This is a genomic window from Streptomyces sp. NPDC002886, assembly GCF_042888445.1.
Classification (GTDB): domain Bacteria; phylum Actinomycetota; class Actinomycetes; order Streptomycetales; family Streptomycetaceae; genus Streptomyces.
The window spans coordinates 267,089-286,789 of record NZ_JBIAPV010000009.1 but is presented as its reverse complement, the minus strand read 5'-3'; the positions used below and the strand labels follow the sequence as shown (position 1 = coordinate 286,789).

Sequence of the window (19,701 nt, the reverse complement as noted above, 5' to 3'; positions counted from 1 at the left end):
TGCATGATTTAGGCGCCCTGTCTCCGACTCCGACAGGGTGCGGGGTGCTCTAGCGCCACAAATCACGTTTTACGTCCAGGCCAACACCCCACCCCGCCCCCGTCACCGACCCGGCACGCAGCCACCGACCCCGGCTGGGAGGACATTCAGCCCCGGCCGGGCTGCTTTCAGTCGGTCGGGGATGGGTTTTCCAGTCCGCCCGCGCCATTTCAGCCGTCCGGCGTTTGAGGACCGGGGTCTGGGGCGGAGCCCCAGGGGGTCCGGGCGCAGCCCGGTACCCCTTCCCAGCCCGTCCGGCGTTTGAGGACCGGGGTCCGGGCAGCGCCCGGGGAACGGTGGAAGGGCGGGTAGGGGACTTCCGCCCCGCGCAGCGGCAAAGGGCCGCAGCGGGGAACTCCGCCCCGCGCAGCGGCAACGGTCGCAGCAGGGGGCTTCGCCCCGCGCAGCGGGGAGGGGTGCAGCGGGGAGCTCGGCCCCGCGCAGCGGTGAGGGGGCAGTGGGGGGCTCCGGCCCGCGTCGGGGGCTAGGGGGCCAGGCGGGTTAGGCCCTGCTGGATCTCTGGGGCCGTGTGCGTCGTGAACGACAGGCGGAGCGTTCGGGGGTCCGGGTCGCGGGCGAAGAAGGGGGCTCCGGGGACGAAGGCGACCCCCCGGGAGGTGGCCGCGCGGAGCAAGGCCATCGCGTCGTGGCCCTCGGGCAGCCGGGCCCAGACGAACATCCCGCCCTCGGGGCGGTTCCACGTGGAGCCCTGCGGGAGTGCGGTGGGCAGGCCCGCCAGCAGTGCGTCGCGCCGGATCCGGTACGCGTCGCGGACCCCCGCCACGTGCGCGTCGAGGTCAGCCGTACGCAAGTACTCCGCCGCCGCCAGCTGGTCGACCGTCGAGGTGTGCAGGTCCGCCGCCTGCTTCGCGAGCACCGCGCCCCGCAGCAGCGCCGCCGGCGCGCGCAGCCAGCCGAGCCGGAGTCCGGGGGCCATGACCTTCGAGAAGCTGCCGAGAAGCGCCGTGCGGTCCTCGGCCCCGGGGTAGGAGGCGAGCCGGGGCAGTGCGCGGCCCTCGTAGCGGAGTTCACCGTACGGGTCGTCCTCCAGGAGCCACAGGCCGAGCCGGGCCGCCACGGCCGCGATCTCGGCCCGGCGGTCGGCGGGGAGGGTGCGGCCGGTCGGGTTCTGGAAGGTGGGGATCGTGTAGAGCAGCTTGGGGCGTTCGCGGGCGACGAGTTCGGCCAGGGCGTCCGGGAGGATGCCCTGGCCGTCGCACGGGACGGGGATCACCCGGGCGCCGGCGAGCGCGAACCCCTGGAGCGCCGCCAGGTAGGTGGGGTTCTCCACGAGCACCGCGTCGCCCGGCTCGATGAGCGCGGTCGTGATCAGGCCGAGCCCCTGCTGCGATCCGGTGGTGATCAGCAGGTCGTCGGCGGTGGTCGCCAGTCCTTGCCGGTCGATCCGGGCCGCCACCGCCGCGCGCAGTTCGGGGGCGCCCTCCGTGGTCGAGTACTGGAGGGCGCGGCCGGCGGACCGCGCGAAGGCGGAGTCGTACGCCGCCCGCAGGCCCTCGGTGTCGAAGAGTTCGGGGGCGGGCAGGCCGCCGGCGAAGGAGATCATGCCGGGCTGGGCGGTGACGGCGAGTATCTCGCGCACGGTGGAGGGGGCGGTCGTACGGATCCGGGCGGCGAAGGGCGGCGGCGGGGTGGCGACCTGCGGGGTGGAGGGCGGTGCGAAGGCGGGCGCTGAGGCAGGCACGGTGGCTCCTTCGGGAGGCGGGTGCGGGCATCGTAGCGGCGAGTAGGTGTAGATGGCAGTTATGTATCAAGTACTGAACAGCCCCCAGGGACTCCCCATCTGACGTCGCATCAGCTAGACCGTCTCCCATGACAGCAGACGAGCGGAACATCCGGGCCGACGACTACGCCGAGCTCGCCTCGGTCGGCCCCTACGGAGTCCACCCCGGCCACGCGCTGATCACCATGGTCGAACCGCACCCGGGCCACGAGTTCGCGTACAACCGCTGGTACGAGGACGACCACTACTACGCCGGCGCCATGGCCATGCCCTGGATGTTCGCCGGCCGCCGCTGGGTGGCCACCCGCGAGCTCCAGGAGCTGCGCTACCCGGAGAAGTCGGCGGTGGCCCAGCCCGTGACCGCCGGGTGCTACATCTCCACGTACTGGGTCACCGAGGGCCGCTACGACGAGCACATGAAGTGGACCGTCGGCATCAACAAGCGCCTCAACCGCGACGGCCGGGTCTACCAGGACCGCACGCACGTCTTCACCGCGTTCCAGGACCACGAGGCCACCGTCTACCGGGACGGCGCCGCGGGCCCCCGTGACTTCCACGCCCTCGACCACCCGTACGGCGGGCTCGTGGTGCAGGTCATCGACGCGGAGGGCCCGGAGCGGCGGGCCGAGCTGCTGGAGTGGCTGCGTTCGCGGGCCCTGCCGAAGCGGCTGGCCGGCTCACCGGCCGCGATGGTCACGGTCTTCCGGCCGACGCCGCTGCCGGGCGACCGGATGACGTACGTGAAGCAGGTGGAGGGGGTCGACACCCGGCTGACCCTGCTGTGGTTCCTGGAGGCCGACCCGCGCGAGTGCTGGGACCGGTTCCAGGGGCTGGACGCGGAGGTCGCGGAGTCGGGGCTGGGGCGGGTGGAGCTGGTGGCCCCGTTCATCCCGACGGTGCCGGGGACGGACCGGTACGTGGATCAGCTGAGGTAGGCCGGGACGGAGGCGCCGGGGCCCGGACATGGCCGAGCCCCCTCGGCAGGCGACGGCGGGCCGGTCGAGAGGGCTCCAGTCAGTGGTGCAGGTGGTGCTGGTGGTGCGGGTGGCGCTGGCGGTGCCGGTCTTGCGGTGGAGCCGGTGGCACCGGTCGTGTGACGGCGGTCCGGGAGGGTCGCTTCGACGTTCAGGCGAGGCGTCCCAGCCGGCCCTCGGTCACGTCGGCGACGAACGAGGTCCAGGAGCCGGGCGCGAAGGTGAGGGACGGACCGTCCTGCACCTTCGAGTCACGGACCGCGATGGCCTCCATGACGGGGGACTTGACCTCGACGCAGGCACCGTTGGCGGAGTACGAGGACTTGGTCCAGTTTTCCGTTGCACCTTGACGAATAGCCATGTTTCTCTCCGGTTCAGCGAGTGGTTCCGGTGTCATGTCGGCCATTGCTCCGGCTGACGTGATCGACGCTACCCGCAGCTCCCGTTGTGCGAAGGGGGCGTTCACCCGACCGAGTGGCATATTCCATTCAGGTCTTCTGCCGCCGGGGAGTGACGGTGTACCGTACCGGCCTTTTCGCCGAACCCCCTTACTCCTTGCCCGCGAAGTCCTCGATGATCTGCGCGATGAACTGCCGCGTCTGGTCCACGTTGTGGGCCTGTGCGCGCAAATGTTCGTACATCACGCTGTATTTCTGGACGTCGTTGGCCTTCTCCAGATACAGGTCGCTCGTCACGCCTTCGATGTAGACGACCGTGGAGTCCGAAGCGTCCGGGAATTCCAGAATGGCGTACTGCCCGTTGACGCCCGGGTGGGCGCCCACCGAGAAGGGCATCACCTGGACCGTGACGTGCGGCTTCTCCGACTGCTCTATCAGGAATTCCAGCTGCCGGATCATGAGCTGGGCGTCGCCCACGTGCCGCCGCAGGGCGGCCTCGTCGATGACCGCCCACAGGCGCAGCGGCCCGATCTCGGGATTGCTGTTCTCGGTCTCGTGAAGCCGCTTCTGGCGGTGCATCCGGACCTGGACGCGCTTCTCCACGTCGACGGGAGCCGTCTCCGGCCACGCGCCGCGGACGAGCGACTGGGCGTACTCCGGGGTCTGGAGCAGCCCCGGGATCACCAGGGGTTCGTAGGTGCGCAGGCTGGCGGCGTCCGTCTCCAGGCCGATGTAGACGCTGTACGGGATGTCGCCGAAGGCGTGCCACCAGCCCTGCTGGCGGGAATCCTTGGCCATCTGCATGAGGGAGTCGACGAGCCGCCGGTCCTCGACCTCGTAGACGTCGCACAGATCGCGGACGTCGCGCTGACTGATGGAACGGCGGCCGTTCTCCAGCCGGCTGATCTTCGACTGGGAGACGAGCAGGCGTTCCGCGACCTGCTCGGCCGTCATGCCTTTGTCCTCGCGCAGTTTGCGCAACTCCATGCCCAGTCGGCGGCGTCGGACGGTGGGATTGACATTGGACGCCACGTGAACGGCACCTCCGCCTTCTTCTGTTGCTGTTTCTGTCTCTTTGCTGTCTCTCTGCGTGTCTGCTGGTGAGCAGACTGCCACCGAAGGACGTGACCCCGCTGGGGAACGGGTGGGAACGGGTGGGAAAAGCAAACGCGCGGGCCGACGGGACCGGCGTACCGGCCCCGTCGCCCCGCGCGTCGGCGGTTGCGATTACTGCTTGCCCTGCTTGTCCTGCGTGTGCTGCCGGTGGATCAGTGCGCGGCCACGCGGGCCATCGCACCGGTCCTGCGCGGCTGCAGGGCGGCGGCTGTCGCCGTTGCCCTGGCGGGCTGTGCCGGTGCCCGGTCGCGGCGTGGCTGTGCGGCCACGCCGTTCTGGACGTCCATGACGGCGTGAGCCACCAGTCCGCCCATCGGGTCGTGCCGGATCAGGTCCCGGAGTCGGGACCTGGACGACCGCCCCTCGTTGCCGGGGTACAGGTGCTTGCCGAGTCCGACCGCGTGGGCCAGTGCGGCAAGCGCCGCGGTCCGCGGGTCCGGCGGTACGCCGGTGCGGATCGCACTGTCCAGCCGGCCACGGATCTCCCGGCTGATCGCTGTGTCGGTCGCTTGGTAGCGAGTCGTCGGCAGCACCCCGCACATCTGGCCCGCGACGGCATGAACCATGCCGCAACGCTCCAGGTGAGCGAGGTAAATCTGACGGAGCCCCAGTCGGGGTCCGCCGATCCAGTGGACCGCCCGAACCGGGCTGCCGCGCCTGCGCAGCAGTTCCAGTGCGGAGTCCAGAGTCGGATCTCCTGTCGGCCGTGGCATCACCACGGCGATACGATCCCCATCAGGGGCTATCCGTCCTGCCAGAGCCAGCTCCACTAGCTGTGCCCCGGCCAGGCCGAGGTCGAGCGACTGCGGCTGCGCCGTGGTACCCGTGGCCGGGTCCAAGGCGAGCAGCAAAAGCTCCTCCGGAATCGTTCTGCGGCTCTTGCCCATCCATGCCTCCCCGCGTGGATGAGTGACAGGGTGACGCCTCTCACATTCATCTGTCGAGAGTGCCTGGCCGCTTTGTGGGGGAACCGTCAGCTATGTCGTTCTCGTCTAGCACGGGGGCGATGCCCCCTAGACGGGACACTGTTAGACATTCGGACAGCCGGGCGTGAAGGCGATCGAGGAGGAACTGGTGGCGGGCGAGTCCCCCGACAAGTCGGTTGATGAAGGAACGTCGGGGACGGCGGAGTCGTCCGAGGGGCGTGACCCGAGGGTGTCGCTGTTCGGCCCGAGGGACTCGGAGGACGGTCCCGCGGACCGCGATCCGCTGCGCGAAGCGGTGGCCGCGTGGGTGGCCACGGCGGAGCACTCCCCCTCCGGGGACGAGCAGGACGAGACGCCGGGCGCGCCGGGCGCGCGGACCGAGGTCTTCAGGGCCCTGCCCGCGGACGCGGCCGGCACGGGTGCCGACTCCGCTTCTGACCCCGAGTCTGAGTCCGACCCCGATCCTGCTTCCGATTCGGATTCCGCTTCGGGGTCCGAGGGCGGTGAGTCCGCCGGCGCGGCGGTCGAGAGCGAGCGCACGGCGGTGTTCCGCACCGTGACGCCCCCGACTGCCCGCGCCGCGGATTCCGCGGCCTCCAGCTCCTCCGCGGCCTCCGCCGATTCCACCGACTCTCCTGACGCGTCGGATTCCGCTTCCGGGCGTGCGGGTGCCTCGGATGCCCGGCCCGCAGCCGCGGCGGGCTCCGGTACGGATGCCGGCCGACCTGCGGCTTCGACGTCCGCGCCCGGCACCGCTTCCGGGGCCGGGTCCTCGGGCGCGCCCGTCGGTGGCGACCGTACGACCGCCTTCCGTGCCGTGACGCCGCCGGCCGACGCCGACCGCTCCGACCGCTCCGAGGGGGCCGCTCCGGCCGCCGCCGGGTCGATCGGGGGTGACCGTACGGCGTCGTTCCGTACGGCCACGCCGCCGGCCGGCACGGGTCTGCCCGCGGGCTCCGGTACGGGTTCCGCTTCCGGCACCTCGGGCGGGTCCGAGGCTGCCGCCGGGTCGGTCGAGAGCGAGCGCACGGCGGTGTTCCGTACGGTCACGCCGCCGGCCCGCACCGGTCGCCCCGCCGACTCCGCCGCGGCCCCGGCCGACAGCGAGCGCACGGCCGTCTTCCGCATGCCGACCACCCCGGCCCCCTCGGCGGAGTCCCGCCCCGGTACCCAGGCTGCGTCGGGCATCCCGGCCTCGCCCGGCACCCGTGCCCCGTCGGATGCCCCGGCTTCGGCGGCGTCCCGCAACGAGGCGGGCCCGGGTACCCAGGCTCCGTCGGGCACCCCGGCCTCGCCCGGAACTCGGACCCCGTCGGATGCCCCGGCTTCCTCGGCGGCGTCCCGCGACGAGGCGGGCCCCGGTTCCCAGGCGCCGTCGGGTACCCCGGGCTCGCCCGGCACCCGTGCCCCGTCGGATGCCCCGGCCTCCTCGGCGGCGGATCCTTCGACTCCTTCGGCCCGCCAGGCTGGCACTGACGCCTCGGGTTCCCCGGCTGCGCCGGGCCGCCAGGCGGCTGCCGGCAACCCGGCTTCTCAGGGCGTCCGGCCCCCTTCGGACGCCGCGGGCTCGCCCTCTGCCCCCGGCAACCAGGCGGGCCCGGGTGCTCCGGCTCCTTCCGGTAACCGAGGCGCCTCGGGCGCTTCGGCGGCTCCGGGCAAGGACGCCGCCGCGGGTGCGGGGGCTTCCTCCGGCGCCCAGGCGCCTTCGAGCGCTCCGGCTGCACCGGGTGCCCCGGCTTCTTCCGGCAACCGGGCTCCTTCGGGCGCGCCGGGCAGTTCGGCCGCGCCGGGGAATCGGGTGGGCGCGGGTGCCCCGGGTTCTTCCGGTACCAAGGCTCCCTCAGGCGCGCCGGGCTCATCGGCGCCGTCGGGTGCTCCGGCTGCGCCGGGCAACCAGGCAGCCCCGGGCAACCAGGTCGCTCCGGGTGCCCCGGCCTCCTCCGGCGCTCCGGCGGCCTCGGGCGGCCGGACCGGTTCTGGTGCCCCGGGTGCTCCGGCGGCCCCGGGCGGTCGGACCGCTCCCGGTGCTCCCGCCGGTCGTGACTCCGGTGAGTCGGGCGACAGCGAGCGGACGGCCGTGTTCCGGGCGGTGAAGCCCGGGTCGGCCCCGGGTGGTTCGGCGGAGGACAGCGAGCGGACTGCGGTGTTCCGCGCGGTCAAGCCCCCGACTCCGGCCGGTCCGGCCGACGACGAGCCGGTCGACAGCGAGCGGACGGCTGTGTTCCGGGCCATCAAGCCCGACACCGCCAACCCCGCCACCCCCGGCCAGGGGCCCAACTCCGCCGGGCGCGGGAGCGTCGGGCAGGGGTCGGCTCCGGCGGGGTCCGCGCGTGCCGGTGGTGCGGAGCGGGCGAGCACCTTCGTACCGCTGCGGAGCGACGACGGGCCCGCGCGGCCCACCGCGGGCGCGCCCGGCGCGCCCGGCGCGCCCAGTGCGCCCAGCGCTCCGGCCCCGGGGCGGACTCCGGTCCCCGCCGGCGTGCGGACCCCCGTGACGCGGGAGTCCCCCGAGCGGACCACGCAGCAGCCGTTGCCGCCCAAGCCGCCGCTCGACATGCTGGCGGACCTCACCAACAACCCGCCCCCGCCGCCGAGCGCGGCCCGTACGGCCGTACGCCGGTTCAAGATCTACGCGCCGATCCTGGTGCTCCTCGCGGTGGTCCTCGCCGTCGTCCAGCTCGTGCGCCCGCTGCCGGCTCCGACGCTGAAGATGACCACGAACGCCTCGTACACCTTCAAGGGCGCCGAGGCGTCCATGCCGTGGCCGAAGGAGGGCCAGGCCTACATGGCCGCGGCCGGCCTCGGCACCGTCGGGACCTTCGGCGAGCAGAAGCCCGTGGCGATCGGCAGCGTGGCCAAGGCCATGACCGCCTACGTCATCCTCAAGGACTTCCCCATGAAGAAGGGGGAGAAGGGCCAGATGATCCCCGTCGACAAGACGGCGGTCGACGACGGCAAGAAGGAGACCGAGGGCGAGTCCACGGTCAACAACTTGAAGGAGGGCGACACGATCTCGCAGCACGACGCCCTCTCCGCGATCATGATCCCGTCCGCCAACAACGTCGCGCGACTGCTCGCGCGCTGGGACGGCGGGCAGGAGGCGTTCGTCAAGAAGATGAACGACACCGCCAAGGAACTCGGCATGACCAACACCACGTACACGGACCCGTCGGGTCTGGACGCGACCACGGTCAGCACCGCCGAGGACCAGGTCAAGCTCGGCCTCAAGATCGTCGAGATGCCCGAGCTGATCGACATCACCAACAAGCCGTCCTGGACCGACCCCGCGGGCAAGAAGTGGCGGAACTACAACGACCTGGTGCCCTTCAACGGCTCGCTCGGCATCAAGACCGGCTCCACCACCAAGGCCGGCGGCAACCTGCTCTTCGCCGCCGAGAAGAAGGTCGGCAAGACCAACCAGCTGATCGTCGGAGCGGTGCTCGGCCAGCACGGCGTCCCGATCCTCGGCACCGCGATCGCGGCGAGCAAGGACATCATGCTCGCCACGCAGAAGATGCTGAAGGCCGAGCCCGTCATCAAGAAGGGCGATGTCGTCGGCTACGTGGACGACGGACTCGGCACCCAGGTTCCGGTCGTGGCCACCGCCGACGTGCAGGCGGTCGGCTGGCCGACCCTCACGATCGCCATCAAGCTGGCTGACGGGGCGACCCAGCTCCCGCAGACCGCCAAGGCGGGCTCGGAGATCGGCATGCTGACGGTCGGCGAGGGCGCCAGCCAGGTGAAGGTGCCGGTGGCGTTGCAGGGCGACCTCACCGCACCCGGCCTCGGCAAGAAGCTGACGCGCGTCGGCTGACCCGCGGGCCGCATGCCGCGGCCCGCAGGCAGCCGGTCGACGCCGCGCTCGTGCGCGGAACGGGTCCGGCGACCGCCCCGGGGCAACCCCGGGGCGGCGGATCGCGTCTACGAACCGAGGGACGCACCCGAGGGACCGGAGTGGGGAGTACGTCGGCGTGACCACCGCTGAGCGGCAGGACCAGGGCCAGAGCCAGGAGCAAGGGCGCGGCCGGGGTCGGAGCCAGGAGCAGGGGCACGGCCAGGGCAACGGCGCCCACGGCCGGGGCGGAGTTCCGGCGCGCCCCGCCGAGGCCACCGAAGCCCCGGGGGCCGCGGGGGCCCCCGGCCCGCAAGCCGGCCCCGGGCCGCTCCTCCGCGCCCTCGGCTGGGCCCGCCGGCACCCCGTGGCCGTGGCCACCGCGCTGGCCGGGCTGCTGCACCTGATCTGGTTCTTCGCCGTCGCCAACAGCGGCGGCGACCTCGCCGCGCAGGACGCCTGGGCGGAGTTCGTGGGCCGCCATCCCGACTCGGCGTACAACCTCGCCTGGTACGGCGGCATGCACCCGGTCTCGTACAGCGTGGTCTCGCCGTACGTGATGCACGTGCTCGGCGTCCGCACCACGATGATGATCGCCGGTACGGTCTCGGCCGGGCTGCTCGCGATGATCCTGACCCGCTGTCGCGGCGCCGTCCGCGAGCCGCTGTGGCCCGCCCTGGCCGGGGTGTACGGGCTGCTGTGCAATGCCCTGTCGGGCCGCGTCACCTTCGGGCTCGGCGTGATGTTCGCCCTCGGGGCCGTCGCCGCCGTCTTCTGCTGGCCCCGCAAATGGGCCGAGCGGCGCTGGGCGAAGGCCGCCGTGGCCGCGCCGCTCGCGGCGATCGCCACCGCCTCCAGCCCGGTCGCCGGACTGTTCCTCGGGGTGATCGCGGCCGCGCTGTTCCTGAACGGCCGGCGCCCGGGCGCGTACGCCCTGGGCCTGGCCCCGGCGGCGGTGGTCGGGCTGTCCTCCTGGCTGTTCCCCTTCTCGGGGACGCAGCCGATGAAGCTGCTCTCGGCGGCGCTGCCCTTCGGGTGCGCGCTGGCCGCGCTGTTCCTCGTACCGAAGGGCTGGAAGACGGTCCGGACCGCCTCCGCGATCTACGCCCTCGGGGTGGCGCTGACCTGGGCGATCGACTCCCAGGTCGGTTCGAACGTGACCCGGCTGGCCATGCTGTTCGGCGGGGTGGTGCTGCTCGCGGCCCTCCCGTACGAGGCCCCGCGCACGCGCCGCTGGTACGGGCTGCTCCTCGCCCTGACCGGGGTGACCGCCTGGATCACCGTCAACAGCGTCACCGACATCGTCCGCACCACCCCGCTGGCCTCCTGGAGCCGCGAGCTGGCCCCGCTGGTGGACCAGCTCCAGAAGGCGGGCGCCGACCGCGGCCGCGTCGAGGTGGTCCCGGCCAGCAGCCACCGCGAGTCCTCCGCCTTCCCCGCGTACGTGAACCTCGCGCGCGGCTGGAACCGGCAGGCCGATCTGGAACGCAACGCGGTCTTCTACGACGACACCCTGACGGCATACAGCTACCGCGAGTGGCTGGACCGCTGGGCCGTGCACTACGTGGTGCTGCCCGCCGACAAACCCGATGAGGGCGGGCGGGACGAGGCGAAGCTGGTGCGCGAGGGGCTCCCGTACCTCCAGCAGATCTGGGGCGACGCGAACTGGCAGCTCTTCAAGGTCACCGACCCGACGAACCTGGTCGCCGGCCAGGCGACGGTGGTGCGGGCCAGCGCGGACCAGCTGGTCATCGACGTGAAGCAGGCCGGCCGGGTGCTCGTGCGCATCCCGCACTCCCCGTGGCTGGGTCTGGTCGACGGCGCGGGCAAGCCGGTGGAACCGCCGCAGGAGACGGAGGCCTCCAAGGCCGCCGGGAAGGCGACGCCGAAGGGCACGGTCGCCGAGCCCAAGGTCTACGCGAACACCGCGGGATGCCTGTTCAAGGCGCCCTCGGACGGTATCGGGGACGAGTGGACGGAACTGCTGGCCCCGGCGCCGGGGGAGTACCGGATCGCGGCGAAGTACCAGCTCCCGCGGGGCACGCCGTGCCCGGAGGAACTGCTCTACGAGGTGCTGGGGCCGCCGGAGCGCCCGACTCCGCCGCGTCCTTGACCGTCCTTGATCGACCATTCTTTACGTCTGGTCCGGGTGCGTTGGGCCCTATATATGCATACGATCCCAGTAGTCCGATTGGGTGCCCCGAGTCTTTTTAGGGAGTGACGACGGGATGAGCAAAGAGCAGAAGCACGACTTCCAGGCGGCTGTCGCGAAGGCCGATGAAGCGACCCACCTGCCCGGCGCCGTGCAGCACGCGCACGGCTTCTCCGGTCCGGTCCGGAGCAAGGTCAAGGGCGGAGCGCACACGAAGGCGGAACTCAAGCGGGCCGGGACCCCGCAGGGCGACCGCATCGGCGAGCGCAGCAGGGGCCTGAGCTGAGGACGGGGCCGAGGGCCGAGCCCGCCTCCCTTCCGTGATGATGCGATGACGTGATGATGTGGCCCTTCCGGCGGCGCAGGCCGGAAGGGCTTTCGTCTGCCCTCTCCCGCCCTCCCACATCCCTCCCTCCCCACTCCCCCTTAACGGGTTCGCGGGGCGACGTCCGGTCGGCTGTTACGTTCCCGACGGACGATCCGGACATGCCTCTCGTAACGTCGTGGTCGTCGCCACCGCAGGTGACGCCGACCCGAGGGAATCGTTCATGCGCGCCACCTTCCGCACCGCCGCCGTCGCCACGCTCACCGTGTGCGGGGCCCTCACCGCGTGCGGAACCGGGGGCGGCACCGGGCTGCCGGCGGACCCCAAGGTGGGCAGCACGGCGGCTCCCGCCCCCCAGGACGGGCACACGGCCGCCGCCGCCCTCCCGGGCTCGAAGCCGACCGGCATGAAGATCGAGGCGGCCGGCGTGGACGCGAAGAAGATGGTCGACCTCGCGGTGGACCCGGCGACGGGAGAGCTCGGCGTGCCGGACGCGGACACCGACGCGGACAACCCGGGCTGGTGGACCCAGGGCGTGACTCCGGGCGAGAAGGGGGTGTCCGTGCTCGTCGCGCACTTCGACACGAAATACGGGCCCGCGGTGATGAAGAACGTCAAGAAGATCAAGCTCGGCGACCTGATCGAGGTGCCGCGCGAGGACGGGAGGACGGCCAGGTTCAAGATCCGCGAGATCGAGGACGTAGCCAAGAAGGACTTCCCGACCGACAAGGTCTACGGGGAAACCAACCGCCCCGAGCTGCGCCTGCTGACCTGCGGCGGCGAGATCAAAAACGGCCACCGCACCAACAACGTGATCCTCTACGCCGACCTCGTGGCCTGATCCCGATCAGCCGACCCCGTCCCCGTCCCCGCCCCAGCAGTGTGTGCCTGTGGGTACGCGGAAGGGCCCGAGCGGCGCGTGCCGCTCGGGCACTCCTCGCTGTGGTGGGCGCGCGCCCGGCCCACCGGTCAGGCGGTGACGGGGGTGCCGAGCATCGCGGAGGCCCGCCGGAGAGGGCTGAGTGCGCGTGTGGTCACGGCGGTCCGGGGGAGGCTTCCGCGGCAGGTGAAGCCGAGCCGGGTCATGGCGCGGAGGACTTCGCCCGCACTGAAGTCGCGGCGGTCCTGGCGGGTGAGGACCTGGCCGACCTGCTTGACGGGGTAGGTGCGGCGGCCGATGATCACGGACTCGCCGAGCACCTGCTCGGGCTTGATGCCCTTCATGGACTCCAGGACGCCCGTCTTGGTCAGGTCGAACGGGAAGCGGGCGATGACACAGCGCATGGTGCCTCACAGGGCGAAGAGGGGAAGGGTCAGAACACGGTGAGGTGGTTCAGCGGGCGAGGGCGAGGACGCCCAGGGCGCTGCCTTGTTCATCGACGACGGGCAGGGCGGTGAGCTTGCGATAGCGCATCGCGTGCTCGGCCTCGGCCATCGCGGTCAGGGGTGAGGTGAACGGCCCGCGGTCGCCGAGGACATCGCGCAGCCGGAGCCGGTCGGTGTACGCGGCGCTGTCGCGGATGGCGCCGAGCCGCTCCCGCGTGATCAGCCCGGTGCAGAGGCCGTCCGCGTCGCAGACGAGCAGATGATCCGCGCGGGAACTGGTCGTGACGGCCAGGGCCACCTCGACGGTCATGTCGTCACAGACCTGAGGACCGGCCGCCTCCATGGCGTCGTCCACCGTCCTGCGGACGAGGTCGGCGTGCGCGGAGCGGGGCTGCATCTGGACCAGCGTCAAAATCTGCCTCCTGCAGAGATGGGTCAGTTTCCTGATCACGTCGTTCTCAGGCCGCCGAATCAAAGGCCGACTGCCGCGCGCTCGCGCGCCGGGCGGCCGAGGCGGGCCCGCGCCGGCCGCGGGAGGCCGTGCTGCGCTTGGGTCGCTCGGACACCGGTGCGGTGATGGTGACCGGGATGCCGGAGGGTGCCTGCGCGCCGGTGATCCGGGTCAGGGCTTCGTCGCCGGAGCGGACCTGGGTGGTCTGCGGACTGATTCCGGCGGCCTGCATGAGACGGACCATGTCGCGGCGCTGGTTGGGGAGAACCAGGGTGACGACGCTGCCGGACTCACCGGCGCGGGCGGTGCGGCCGCCGCGGTGCAGGTAGTCCTTGGGGTCGGTCGGCGGGTCCACGTTGACGACGAGGTCGAGGTTGTCCACGTGGATGCCGCGGGCCGCGACGTTCGTGGCCACCAGGACGCTCACGTGCCCGCTCTTGAACTGCGTGAGGGTCCGGGTCCGCTGGGGCTGCGACTTCCCGCCGTGCAGGGCCGCGGCGCGCACGCCGCTGCTCAGCAGGTGCTCGGTCAGCCTGTCCACGGCGTGCTTGGTGTCCAGGAACATGATCACGCGGCCCTCGCGGGCGGCGATCTCGGTCGTGGCGGCCTGCTTGTCGAAGTTCTGCACGTGCAGGACGTGGTGCTCCATGGTCGTCACCGCGCCCTGCGAGGGGTCGACGGAGTGGACGACGGGGTCGGTCAGGTAGCGGCGGACCAGCAGGTCGACGTTGCGGTCGAGGGTGGCGGAGAACAGCATCCGCTGGCCCTCGGGGCGCACCTGGTCGAGGAGCGCGGTGACCTGGGGCATGAAGCCCATGTCGGCCATCTGGTCGGCCTCGTCCAGGACGGTGATCCCGACCTGGTTCAGCCGGCAGTCACCCCGGTCGATGAGGTCCTTCAGGCGGCCCGGGGTGGCGACGACCACTTCGGCCCCGCCGCGCAGCGCCTGTGCCTGCCTGTAGATGGGCATGCCGCCGACGACGGTGGCCATGCGCAGCTTGACCGCCCGGGCGTAGGGGGTGAGCGCGGCGGTGACCTGCTGGGCGAGTTCACGCGTCGGTACGAGGACCAGTGCGAGCGGCTGACCCGACTCGGCGCTCTGGCCGGCCGTACGGGCCAGCAGCGCGAGGCCGAAGGCCAGGGTCTTGCCCGAGCCGGTGCGGCCGCGGCCCAGGACGTCACGGCCCGCGAGGGTGTTGGGCAGCGTGGCCGCCTGGATCGGGAACGGCGTGGCCATGCCCTCACGGGTGAGCGTGGCGAGCAGCGGGGCCGGCATGGCGAGATCGGCGAAGGCCTCGACGGCGGGCAGCGCGGGGGTGATCGTCTTCGGCGGCGCGAACTCGCCCTGGATCGCAGCGGGCCGGCGACCGTAGCCACCGGAGCGGCTCGGACCACCGGAGCGGCTGGGAGCTCCGGAGCGGCTGGGAGCTCCGGAGCGGCTGGGAGCTCCGGAGCGGCTCGGGGCCGAAGAGCCGAAGCGGCTGCCCCGGCTCGAGCCGGAGCCGGAGCCGGTGCCGAAAGCGGGGCCGCCGGTGCGGCCGCGTGAGGAGCGCTCGTTCGTACGGGTGGGGTTCATGCGGAACCTTCCTTGATGCGGCACGTATCAAGGAATTCCCGCAGCGTAAGAGCGGCGCAGGGAATTGCGAGAACGGACCGATGGAATGCGGAAGCGGATCTGGCGGACAGGAAATCTGTACGGGCTCAGCCGCTGAAAAAAGGTGGCGCCATACGGGCGCGGCAACCAAAAACAATCCACTCGGGTTCGGCCCGGAAAGGGCCGGTCGGCCGAGTGTCTCCATGATCGATACCGCGGGCGGACTCACCGCGGGAAATGCGTGCAGCTGGGGCCCGCACCCCGAGGGATGCGGGCCCCAGCTGCAGAACGCGTGTCAGCGCTTAGGCGGGAACGATGTTCTCGGCCGTCGGGCCCTTCTGGCCCTGCGCGATGTCGAAGGTGACCTTCTGGCCCTCGTTCAGCTCGCGGAAGCCCTGGGCGGCGATGTTCGAGTAGTGGGCGAACACGTCAGGACCGCCACCCTCCTGCTCGATGAAGCCGAAGCCCTTTTCCGCGTTGAACCACTTCACGGTACCAGCAGCCATGTCATATCTCCTTTGGGGCAATACACCGGCGACAGCACTGTGCGGACGCCGTGTCGCCGCGATGATGCCCCGCCCGGTAAAAGACCGGGAAATACAAAACGCTTCCAGTGGAATTAATTCCGGTCTGGAGGCGCTTGAAGTTCTTGGGTACCAAAACTGCAACCGAGATCGACAGTAGCACGCTGCGGCCTGCTGCGTGCGTGGAATAATTCCGGCCGCCGTGTTGCGGTAGAAACTCTCCCCGCTGGATCCATTAAATCCTCGGTTCGCGGTGACAGATATTGACTCACCCCGACTGCAGCGTTTTTTGGTTGTTCGTCTCCGGCTGCAGGAGGTGGCGGCGAAGTCGGCTGGTCGGAGGCGTGTGGGGGACGGGTTCGGACGTGGCGGACCGTTGGAGCGGTCCTCGAGGTGACCGCAGGTCTGTCGGCCGGGGCGCGGTGGCGAATAGAATTGACTTCCATGTCGAAGCCTGACGAGCTGCTCGTGAACGTCGCCGCCCTGGTGGAGTCCGGGCAGAGCAACCAGATGTCCCTGACCGTGGTCACCGGCGGTGCTGTCATTACCGGTCGGCTCGCCCCCGAAGCCGTGTGGCGAGAACGGGTGTCGGAGGTGCTGACGGACTCCGCCCGCCTGGGCGAGTTCTCCGCCATCTTCACCGCCACGCCATCCACGGAGGGTCCGCCCACACATCTGCACTTCCATGTGGCGCGGATCCTGCAGGGGACCGTGGGCATCCCGGAGACGGGCGGGATGTACCGCATCTCGATCAAGGACGTCAGCGCCTGGACCGTGGGCGACTTCAGCTACTCCGACAACTGACCCGCGACTACGGCGAGGACCCGCCGCAGGACGGAGTCCCCAACCGGTGAGCTGTTCGCTGTCGGCGCGCGGGTCGCCGAGGTGGTGGCCGTAGCCCACGCAGACTCCGCCGAACCAGCTCACGCAACCGGCCCCGAACGCGGGGTCGGAGGCCGAACGAAGCCGCCTCCCCAGGAAGAAATCCCGGGGAGGCGGCTTCATGCTGTGCCCTCGGCAGGATTCGAACCTGCGACACCCGCTTTAGGAGAGCGGTGCTCTATCCCCTGAGCTACGAAGGCGGGCCTTGCGTGAAGCGTGGCTGGGTGCTCCGCGGGGGAGTCCGGCTCGCCTCGGCAAGGTCCTGGGCTGCCACAAGGGCAGCCCAGGGACAGGGTAGCGGATCGGGGCGGGGCTCCGCGGCTCAGTTCTTGGGGGATCGGGTGAGGCCTTGGTGCTGGATCTGTGGCGGGGTGCCGCTCGTCCTGGAGGTGCCGAGGGCGAGGCAGGCGGCCGCCATCGAGAGTGAGGCCAGGGCCGCGAAGAGGTGGGGGTAGCCGCCGAGCGGGCCCGCGAGGGCGGCTCCGGCCCAGGGGGCCAGGGCTCCCGCGATGTGGGCCGGGGCGCCGAGGAGTCCGGAGAGGCGGCCGTAGTGGGTGGTGCCCCAGCGGTCGGTGACCGCGGTGGCCTGGAGCAGGGTCAGGTTGCCGCGTACGACGCCCGCCAGGACCGCGAGGGCGATCAGCAGGGGCATCGGGCCGGGCACGAGGGCGAAGGCCGCGGTCGTCGCGCCGCCCAGGCCGATCAGGACGACGGTGCGGGTGGTGACCGAGGTGCGGGCGGACAAACCGGTGTACAAGGTGCGGCCGAGGGTCTGCCCGGCGCCCCCGAGTCCCAGTGCCCAGGCGGCGGTTGTGGTGTCGGCGCCGCGCTCGGTGAGGAGCGGGATGATGCCCATGACGACGGCGTACATGGCGAAGCCGGAGAGGGTGAAGGCGACGGCCAGGAGGAGGAAGGGCCGACTGCGGGCGACGGGGGTGCGGTCGGTCGACGCCGGGGTGGGCGGTGCCGGGGGCCAGGGGGCGCGCAGGGCGAGGGCGTGGGCGGGGATGGTGACGGCGGCGAGGATGACGGCAAGGGTCACGTAGGTGGCCCGCCAGCCGAGGTGTTCGGCCAGGGTCGCGGTCAGCGGCGCGAAGACGGTGGAGGCGAGCCCGCCGGCGAGGGTGACGATGGTCAGGGCGCGGATGCGGTCCGGGCCCCACCAGCGGGTGAGGGCGGCGAAGGCGGGCGGGTAGAAGGTGGCGGCCATGGTCAGGCCGGCCAGGACCCAACCCAAGGTGAAAACGGCCAGGTTGGGGGCGGTCGCGATCACGAGGAGGGCGAGGGTGCCGAGGATGGAGCCCGCCGTCATCACCACCCGCGGCCCTCGGCGATCGAGGACGCGGCCGATGGGGATTCCGGCCAGCGCCGAGACCAGGAGGGCGAGGGAGAACGCTGCCGTCGCGGCGTTGGCGGACCAGCCGGTGTCGGCCGTCAGGCGCGGGAGCAGCACGGGGAAGGCGTAGTAGACGCTGCCCCAACTGGTGATCTGTGTGGCGCACAGGGCGGGCAGGGCGGCGCGCGGCCGCGACCGGACCCCCGTCCCGGTCGGGGCCGCGTCGGCCCGGGTGCGTGGCACGGAGGTCAGCAGCCGCCCGAGGAGGCCGGGGCGCCGATCGTGAGGGTGGCCGGGGCCGCGCAGCAGCCCCCGCCGCTGGTCTCTTCGGCTGCGGCGGGCTGGTCGAAGAGGCCGGCGCCGCCGCAGACTCCGGTTTCGGGGAGGGTGAGTTCGACGCGTTCGGCGGCCTCGTGGTCCCCGGCGAGGTGGGCGGCGATGGAGCGGACCTGCTCGTAGCCGGTCATGGCCAGGAAGGTCGGGGCGCGACCGTAGGACTTCATGCCGACGAGGTAGACGTCCTTCTCCGGGTGGGAGAGCTCCTTCACGCCGTGGGGGTAGACCGTGCCGCAGGAGTGCTGGTTCGGGTCGATGAGCGGGGCCAGGTCGACGGGGGCCTGGAGGCGCTCGTCTAGGCCGAGGCGCAGCTCGTCGAGGAAGGTGAGGTCGGGGCGCAGGCCGGTGAGGACGATGACCTCGTCCACGGGGTCCAGGCGACGGCCGTCCTCGCCGACCAGGACCAGCCGGCCGCCGGTCTTCTCGACGGCGGAGGTGCGGAAGCCGGTGACCGCGTCGGCGTGGCCGTTGTCGACGGCGGCCTTGGCGGCGAGGCCGAGGGCGCCGCGCGCGGGGAGCTGGTCGGCGCTGCCGCCGCCGAAGGTGGAGCCGCTGATGCCGCGGCGGAGGATCCAGACGGAGTGGGTGCCGGAGTCCTCCTCGGAGAGGCCGGCCAGGTAGGCGAGGGCGGTGAAGGCGGAGGCTCCGGAGCCGATCACGGCGGTGCGCTTGCCGGCGTAGCGGGCGCGGACGGCCGGGTCCTTGAGGTCGGGGATCCGGTACGAGATCCGGTCGGCGGCGGCCTTCTCGCCGAGGGCGGGCAGACCGTCGCCGCCGATGGGGCTCGGGGTGGACCAGGTGCCGGAAGCGTCGATGACGGCGCGGGCGGTGAGGCGTTCCTCGGTGCCGTCGGCGTTCAGGACGCTGACGGTGAAGGGCTGGGCCTGGCGGTCGGCGTCGACGATGCGGTCGCGGCCGAGGCGGGAGACGCCGGTGACTCGGGCGCCGTAGCGGACCTTGGCGCCGAGGACGTCGGCGAGGGGCTGGAGGTACCGCTCGGCCCAGTCCGCGCCGGAGGGGTAGGTCGCACGGTCGGGAGCGGTCCAGCCGGTGGGCGCGAGGAGCTTCTCGGCGGCCGGGTCGACGAGCTCGGACCAGGTGGAGAAGAGCCGTACGTGGCCCCACTCGCGGACCGCGGCGCCGGCCGCGGGTCCGGCTTCCAGCACCAGGGGCTCGATGTCTCGCTCGACCAGGCGGGAAGCCGCGGCGAGGCCGGAGGGGCCGGCACCGATCACGATGACGGGCAGGGTGTCTGTGGATGCGCTCACGGCAGGCTCCCGGTGTGATTGTTTCGACGAACGTCGATGTCCTTCTGGGCTCAGCATTCCCCGTGTATCGACGTACGTCAACATAGACATCTGTCGAATTTGGAGGGAGAATCGCTTTCATGTCCTCCACGAAGCTGCTGCCGATGCTCGAAGACGAAGCCGCGGCGCCCTGCTGTCCGCCGCTCACCGAGCGCCCGCTGACGGCCGAAGAGGCCGAGCGGACCGCATTGATGTTCAAGGCCCTCGGCGACCCGGTGCGCCTGCGGCTCTTCTCCGCGATCGCCTCGCACGAGGGCGGAGAGGCGTGCGTCTGCGACATCTCCGACGTGGGGGTCTCCCAGCCGACGGTGTCCCACCACCTGAAGAAGCTCAGGGAGGCGGGCCTGTTGTCCTCGGAGCGCCGTGGCACCTGGGTCTACTACCGGGTGGAGCCTTCCGTCATCGCTGCGATGAGCCAAATGCTGGGCCGCTCCGCCTGACC

General features: G+C 71.8%; 18 protein-coding genes and 1 tRNA gene. 7 read left to right on the top strand and 12 right to left on the bottom strand.

From position 1 onward, the window contains the following. Nucleotides 1-523 precede the first annotated feature (523 nt). Nucleotides 524-1,741 (bottom strand): PLP-dependent aminotransferase family protein, encoded by a 1,218-nt coding sequence (locus ACFYYB_RS32435; RefSeq protein WP_389439874.1) that lies wholly within the window; start codon nucleotides 1,739-1,741, stop codon nucleotides 524-526. A gap of 128 nt (nucleotides 1,742-1,869) precedes the next feature. Between ACFYYB_RS32435 and ACFYYB_RS32430 the strand changes: the two genes are divergently transcribed. After that, nucleotides 1,870-2,715, top strand: a complete 846-nt coding sequence (locus ACFYYB_RS32430) for a hypothetical protein (RefSeq protein WP_389439872.1) — start codon at nucleotides 1,870-1,872, stop codon at nucleotides 2,713-2,715. Between the two features lie 190 nt (nucleotides 2,716-2,905). Here the strand turns inward: ACFYYB_RS32430 and ACFYYB_RS32425 are convergent, their stop codons facing one another. The 4 genes from ACFYYB_RS32425 to ACFYYB_RS32410 all read right to left on the bottom strand — a co-directional run bounded on the left by ACFYYB_RS32425 (nucleotide 2,906) and on the right by ACFYYB_RS32410 (nucleotide 6,667). Next, entirely contained in the window at nucleotides 2,906-3,115 is a 210-nt protein-coding gene (locus ACFYYB_RS32425) for a DUF397 domain-containing protein (protein ID WP_328299311.1), read from the bottom strand. 187 nt (nucleotides 3,116-3,302) lie between these two features. Further along, nucleotides 3,303-4,184: a helix-turn-helix domain-containing protein gene (locus tag ACFYYB_RS32420; RefSeq protein ID WP_389439870.1), complete on the bottom strand. Its 882-nt coding sequence runs from the start codon at nucleotides 4,182-4,184 to the stop codon at nucleotides 3,303-3,305. A gap of 236 nt (nucleotides 4,185-4,420) precedes the next feature. Beyond that, the gene (locus ACFYYB_RS32415; RefSeq protein WP_327306242.1) at nucleotides 4,421-5,155 is read right to left on the bottom strand and encodes a GPP34 family phosphoprotein; all 735 of its coding nucleotides are present in this window, start codon (nucleotides 5,153-5,155) and stop codon (nucleotides 4,421-4,423) included. A 141-nt stretch (nucleotides 5,156-5,296) separates the two neighbouring features. Then, nucleotides 5,297-6,667 carry a hypothetical protein gene (locus ACFYYB_RS32410; RefSeq protein ID WP_389439867.1) on the bottom strand — a complete coding sequence of 457 codons (1,371 nt, stop codon included), beginning with the start codon at nucleotides 6,665-6,667 and terminating at the stop codon, nucleotides 5,297-5,299. A gap of 616 nt (nucleotides 6,668-7,283) precedes the next feature. Here ACFYYB_RS32410 and ACFYYB_RS32405 point away from each other — a divergent pair. From ACFYYB_RS32405 to ACFYYB_RS32390, 4 genes are all read left to right on the top strand, one after another. Beyond that, nucleotides 7,284-9,008 carry a D-alanyl-D-alanine carboxypeptidase family protein gene (locus tag ACFYYB_RS32405; protein ID WP_389439865.1) on the top strand — a complete coding sequence of 575 codons (1,725 nt, stop codon included), beginning with the start codon at nucleotides 7,284-7,286 and terminating at the stop codon, nucleotides 9,006-9,008. Between the two features lie 157 nt (nucleotides 9,009-9,165). Further along, nucleotides 9,166-11,139, top strand: coding sequence for an MFS transporter (locus ACFYYB_RS32400; protein ID WP_389439863.1), 1,974 nt, complete (start codon nucleotides 9,166-9,168; stop codon nucleotides 11,137-11,139). A gap of 115 nt (nucleotides 11,140-11,254) precedes the next feature. Then, nucleotides 11,255-11,464: a hypothetical protein gene (locus ACFYYB_RS32395; protein ID WP_389439860.1), complete on the top strand. Its 210-nt coding sequence runs from the start codon at nucleotides 11,255-11,257 to the stop codon at nucleotides 11,462-11,464. A gap of 262 nt (nucleotides 11,465-11,726) precedes the next feature. Continuing rightward, nucleotides 11,727-12,344, top strand: coding sequence for a sortase domain-bontaining protein (locus tag ACFYYB_RS32390; protein WP_389439858.1), 618 nt, complete (start codon nucleotides 11,727-11,729; stop codon nucleotides 12,342-12,344). A 128-nt stretch (nucleotides 12,345-12,472) separates the two neighbouring features. Here the strand turns inward: ACFYYB_RS32390 and ACFYYB_RS32385 are convergent, their stop codons facing one another. The 4 genes from ACFYYB_RS32385 to ACFYYB_RS32370 form a co-directional block, all read right to left on the bottom strand. After that, nucleotides 12,473-12,787, bottom strand: coding sequence for an SCO5918 family protein (locus tag ACFYYB_RS32385; RefSeq protein WP_389439856.1), 315 nt, complete (start codon nucleotides 12,785-12,787; stop codon nucleotides 12,473-12,475). A 49-nt stretch (nucleotides 12,788-12,836) separates the two neighbouring features. Further along, on the bottom strand, nucleotides 12,837-13,241 hold the full coding sequence (locus ACFYYB_RS32380) for a CBS domain-containing protein (protein WP_389439854.1): 405 nt from the start codon (nucleotides 13,239-13,241) through the stop codon (nucleotides 12,837-12,839). A gap of 46 nt (nucleotides 13,242-13,287) precedes the next feature. Beyond that, a complete protein-coding gene (locus ACFYYB_RS32375) occupies nucleotides 13,288-14,856 on the bottom strand; it encodes a DEAD/DEAH box helicase (RefSeq protein ID WP_389439852.1) in 1,569 nt (522 codons plus the stop codon). 320 nt (nucleotides 14,857-15,176) lie between these two features. Continuing rightward, nucleotides 15,177-15,380 (bottom strand): cold-shock protein, encoded by a 204-nt coding sequence (locus tag ACFYYB_RS32370; RefSeq protein ID WP_267751671.1) that lies wholly within the window; start codon nucleotides 15,378-15,380, stop codon nucleotides 15,177-15,179. Nucleotides 15,381-15,842: 462 nt separating this feature from the next. On the opposite strand from ACFYYB_RS32370, the gene ACFYYB_RS32365 reads away from it, so the two are divergent. Next, a complete protein-coding gene (locus ACFYYB_RS32365; protein WP_389439849.1) occupies nucleotides 15,843-16,202 on the top strand; it encodes a hypothetical protein in 360 nt (119 codons plus the stop codon). 205 nt (nucleotides 16,203-16,407) lie between these two features. Here the strand turns inward: ACFYYB_RS32365 and ACFYYB_RS32360 are convergent. The 3 genes from ACFYYB_RS32360 to ACFYYB_RS32350 form a co-directional block, all read right to left on the bottom strand. After that, nucleotides 16,408-16,480 (bottom strand) — tRNA-Arg (locus tag ACFYYB_RS32360). A 122-nt stretch (nucleotides 16,481-16,602) separates the two neighbouring features. Next, nucleotides 16,603-17,868, bottom strand: a complete 1,266-nt coding sequence (locus tag ACFYYB_RS32355; RefSeq protein ID WP_389439979.1) for an MFS transporter — start codon at nucleotides 17,866-17,868, stop codon at nucleotides 16,603-16,605. Further along, nucleotides 17,865-19,220, bottom strand: a complete 1,356-nt coding sequence (locus ACFYYB_RS32350) for an NAD(P)-binding domain-containing protein (RefSeq protein WP_389439847.1) — start codon at nucleotides 19,218-19,220, stop codon at nucleotides 17,865-17,867. Before ACFYYB_RS32350 ends, ACFYYB_RS32355 begins: the two co-directional genes overlap by 4 nt. Nucleotides 19,221-19,339: 119 nt before the next feature. On the opposite strand from ACFYYB_RS32350, the gene ACFYYB_RS32345 reads away from it, so the two are divergent. Next, nucleotides 19,340-19,699 carry an ArsR/SmtB family transcription factor gene (locus ACFYYB_RS32345; RefSeq protein ID WP_389439845.1) on the top strand — a complete coding sequence of 120 codons (360 nt, stop codon included), beginning with the start codon at nucleotides 19,340-19,342 and terminating at the stop codon, nucleotides 19,697-19,699. Nucleotides 19,700-19,701: the final 2 nt, after the last annotated feature.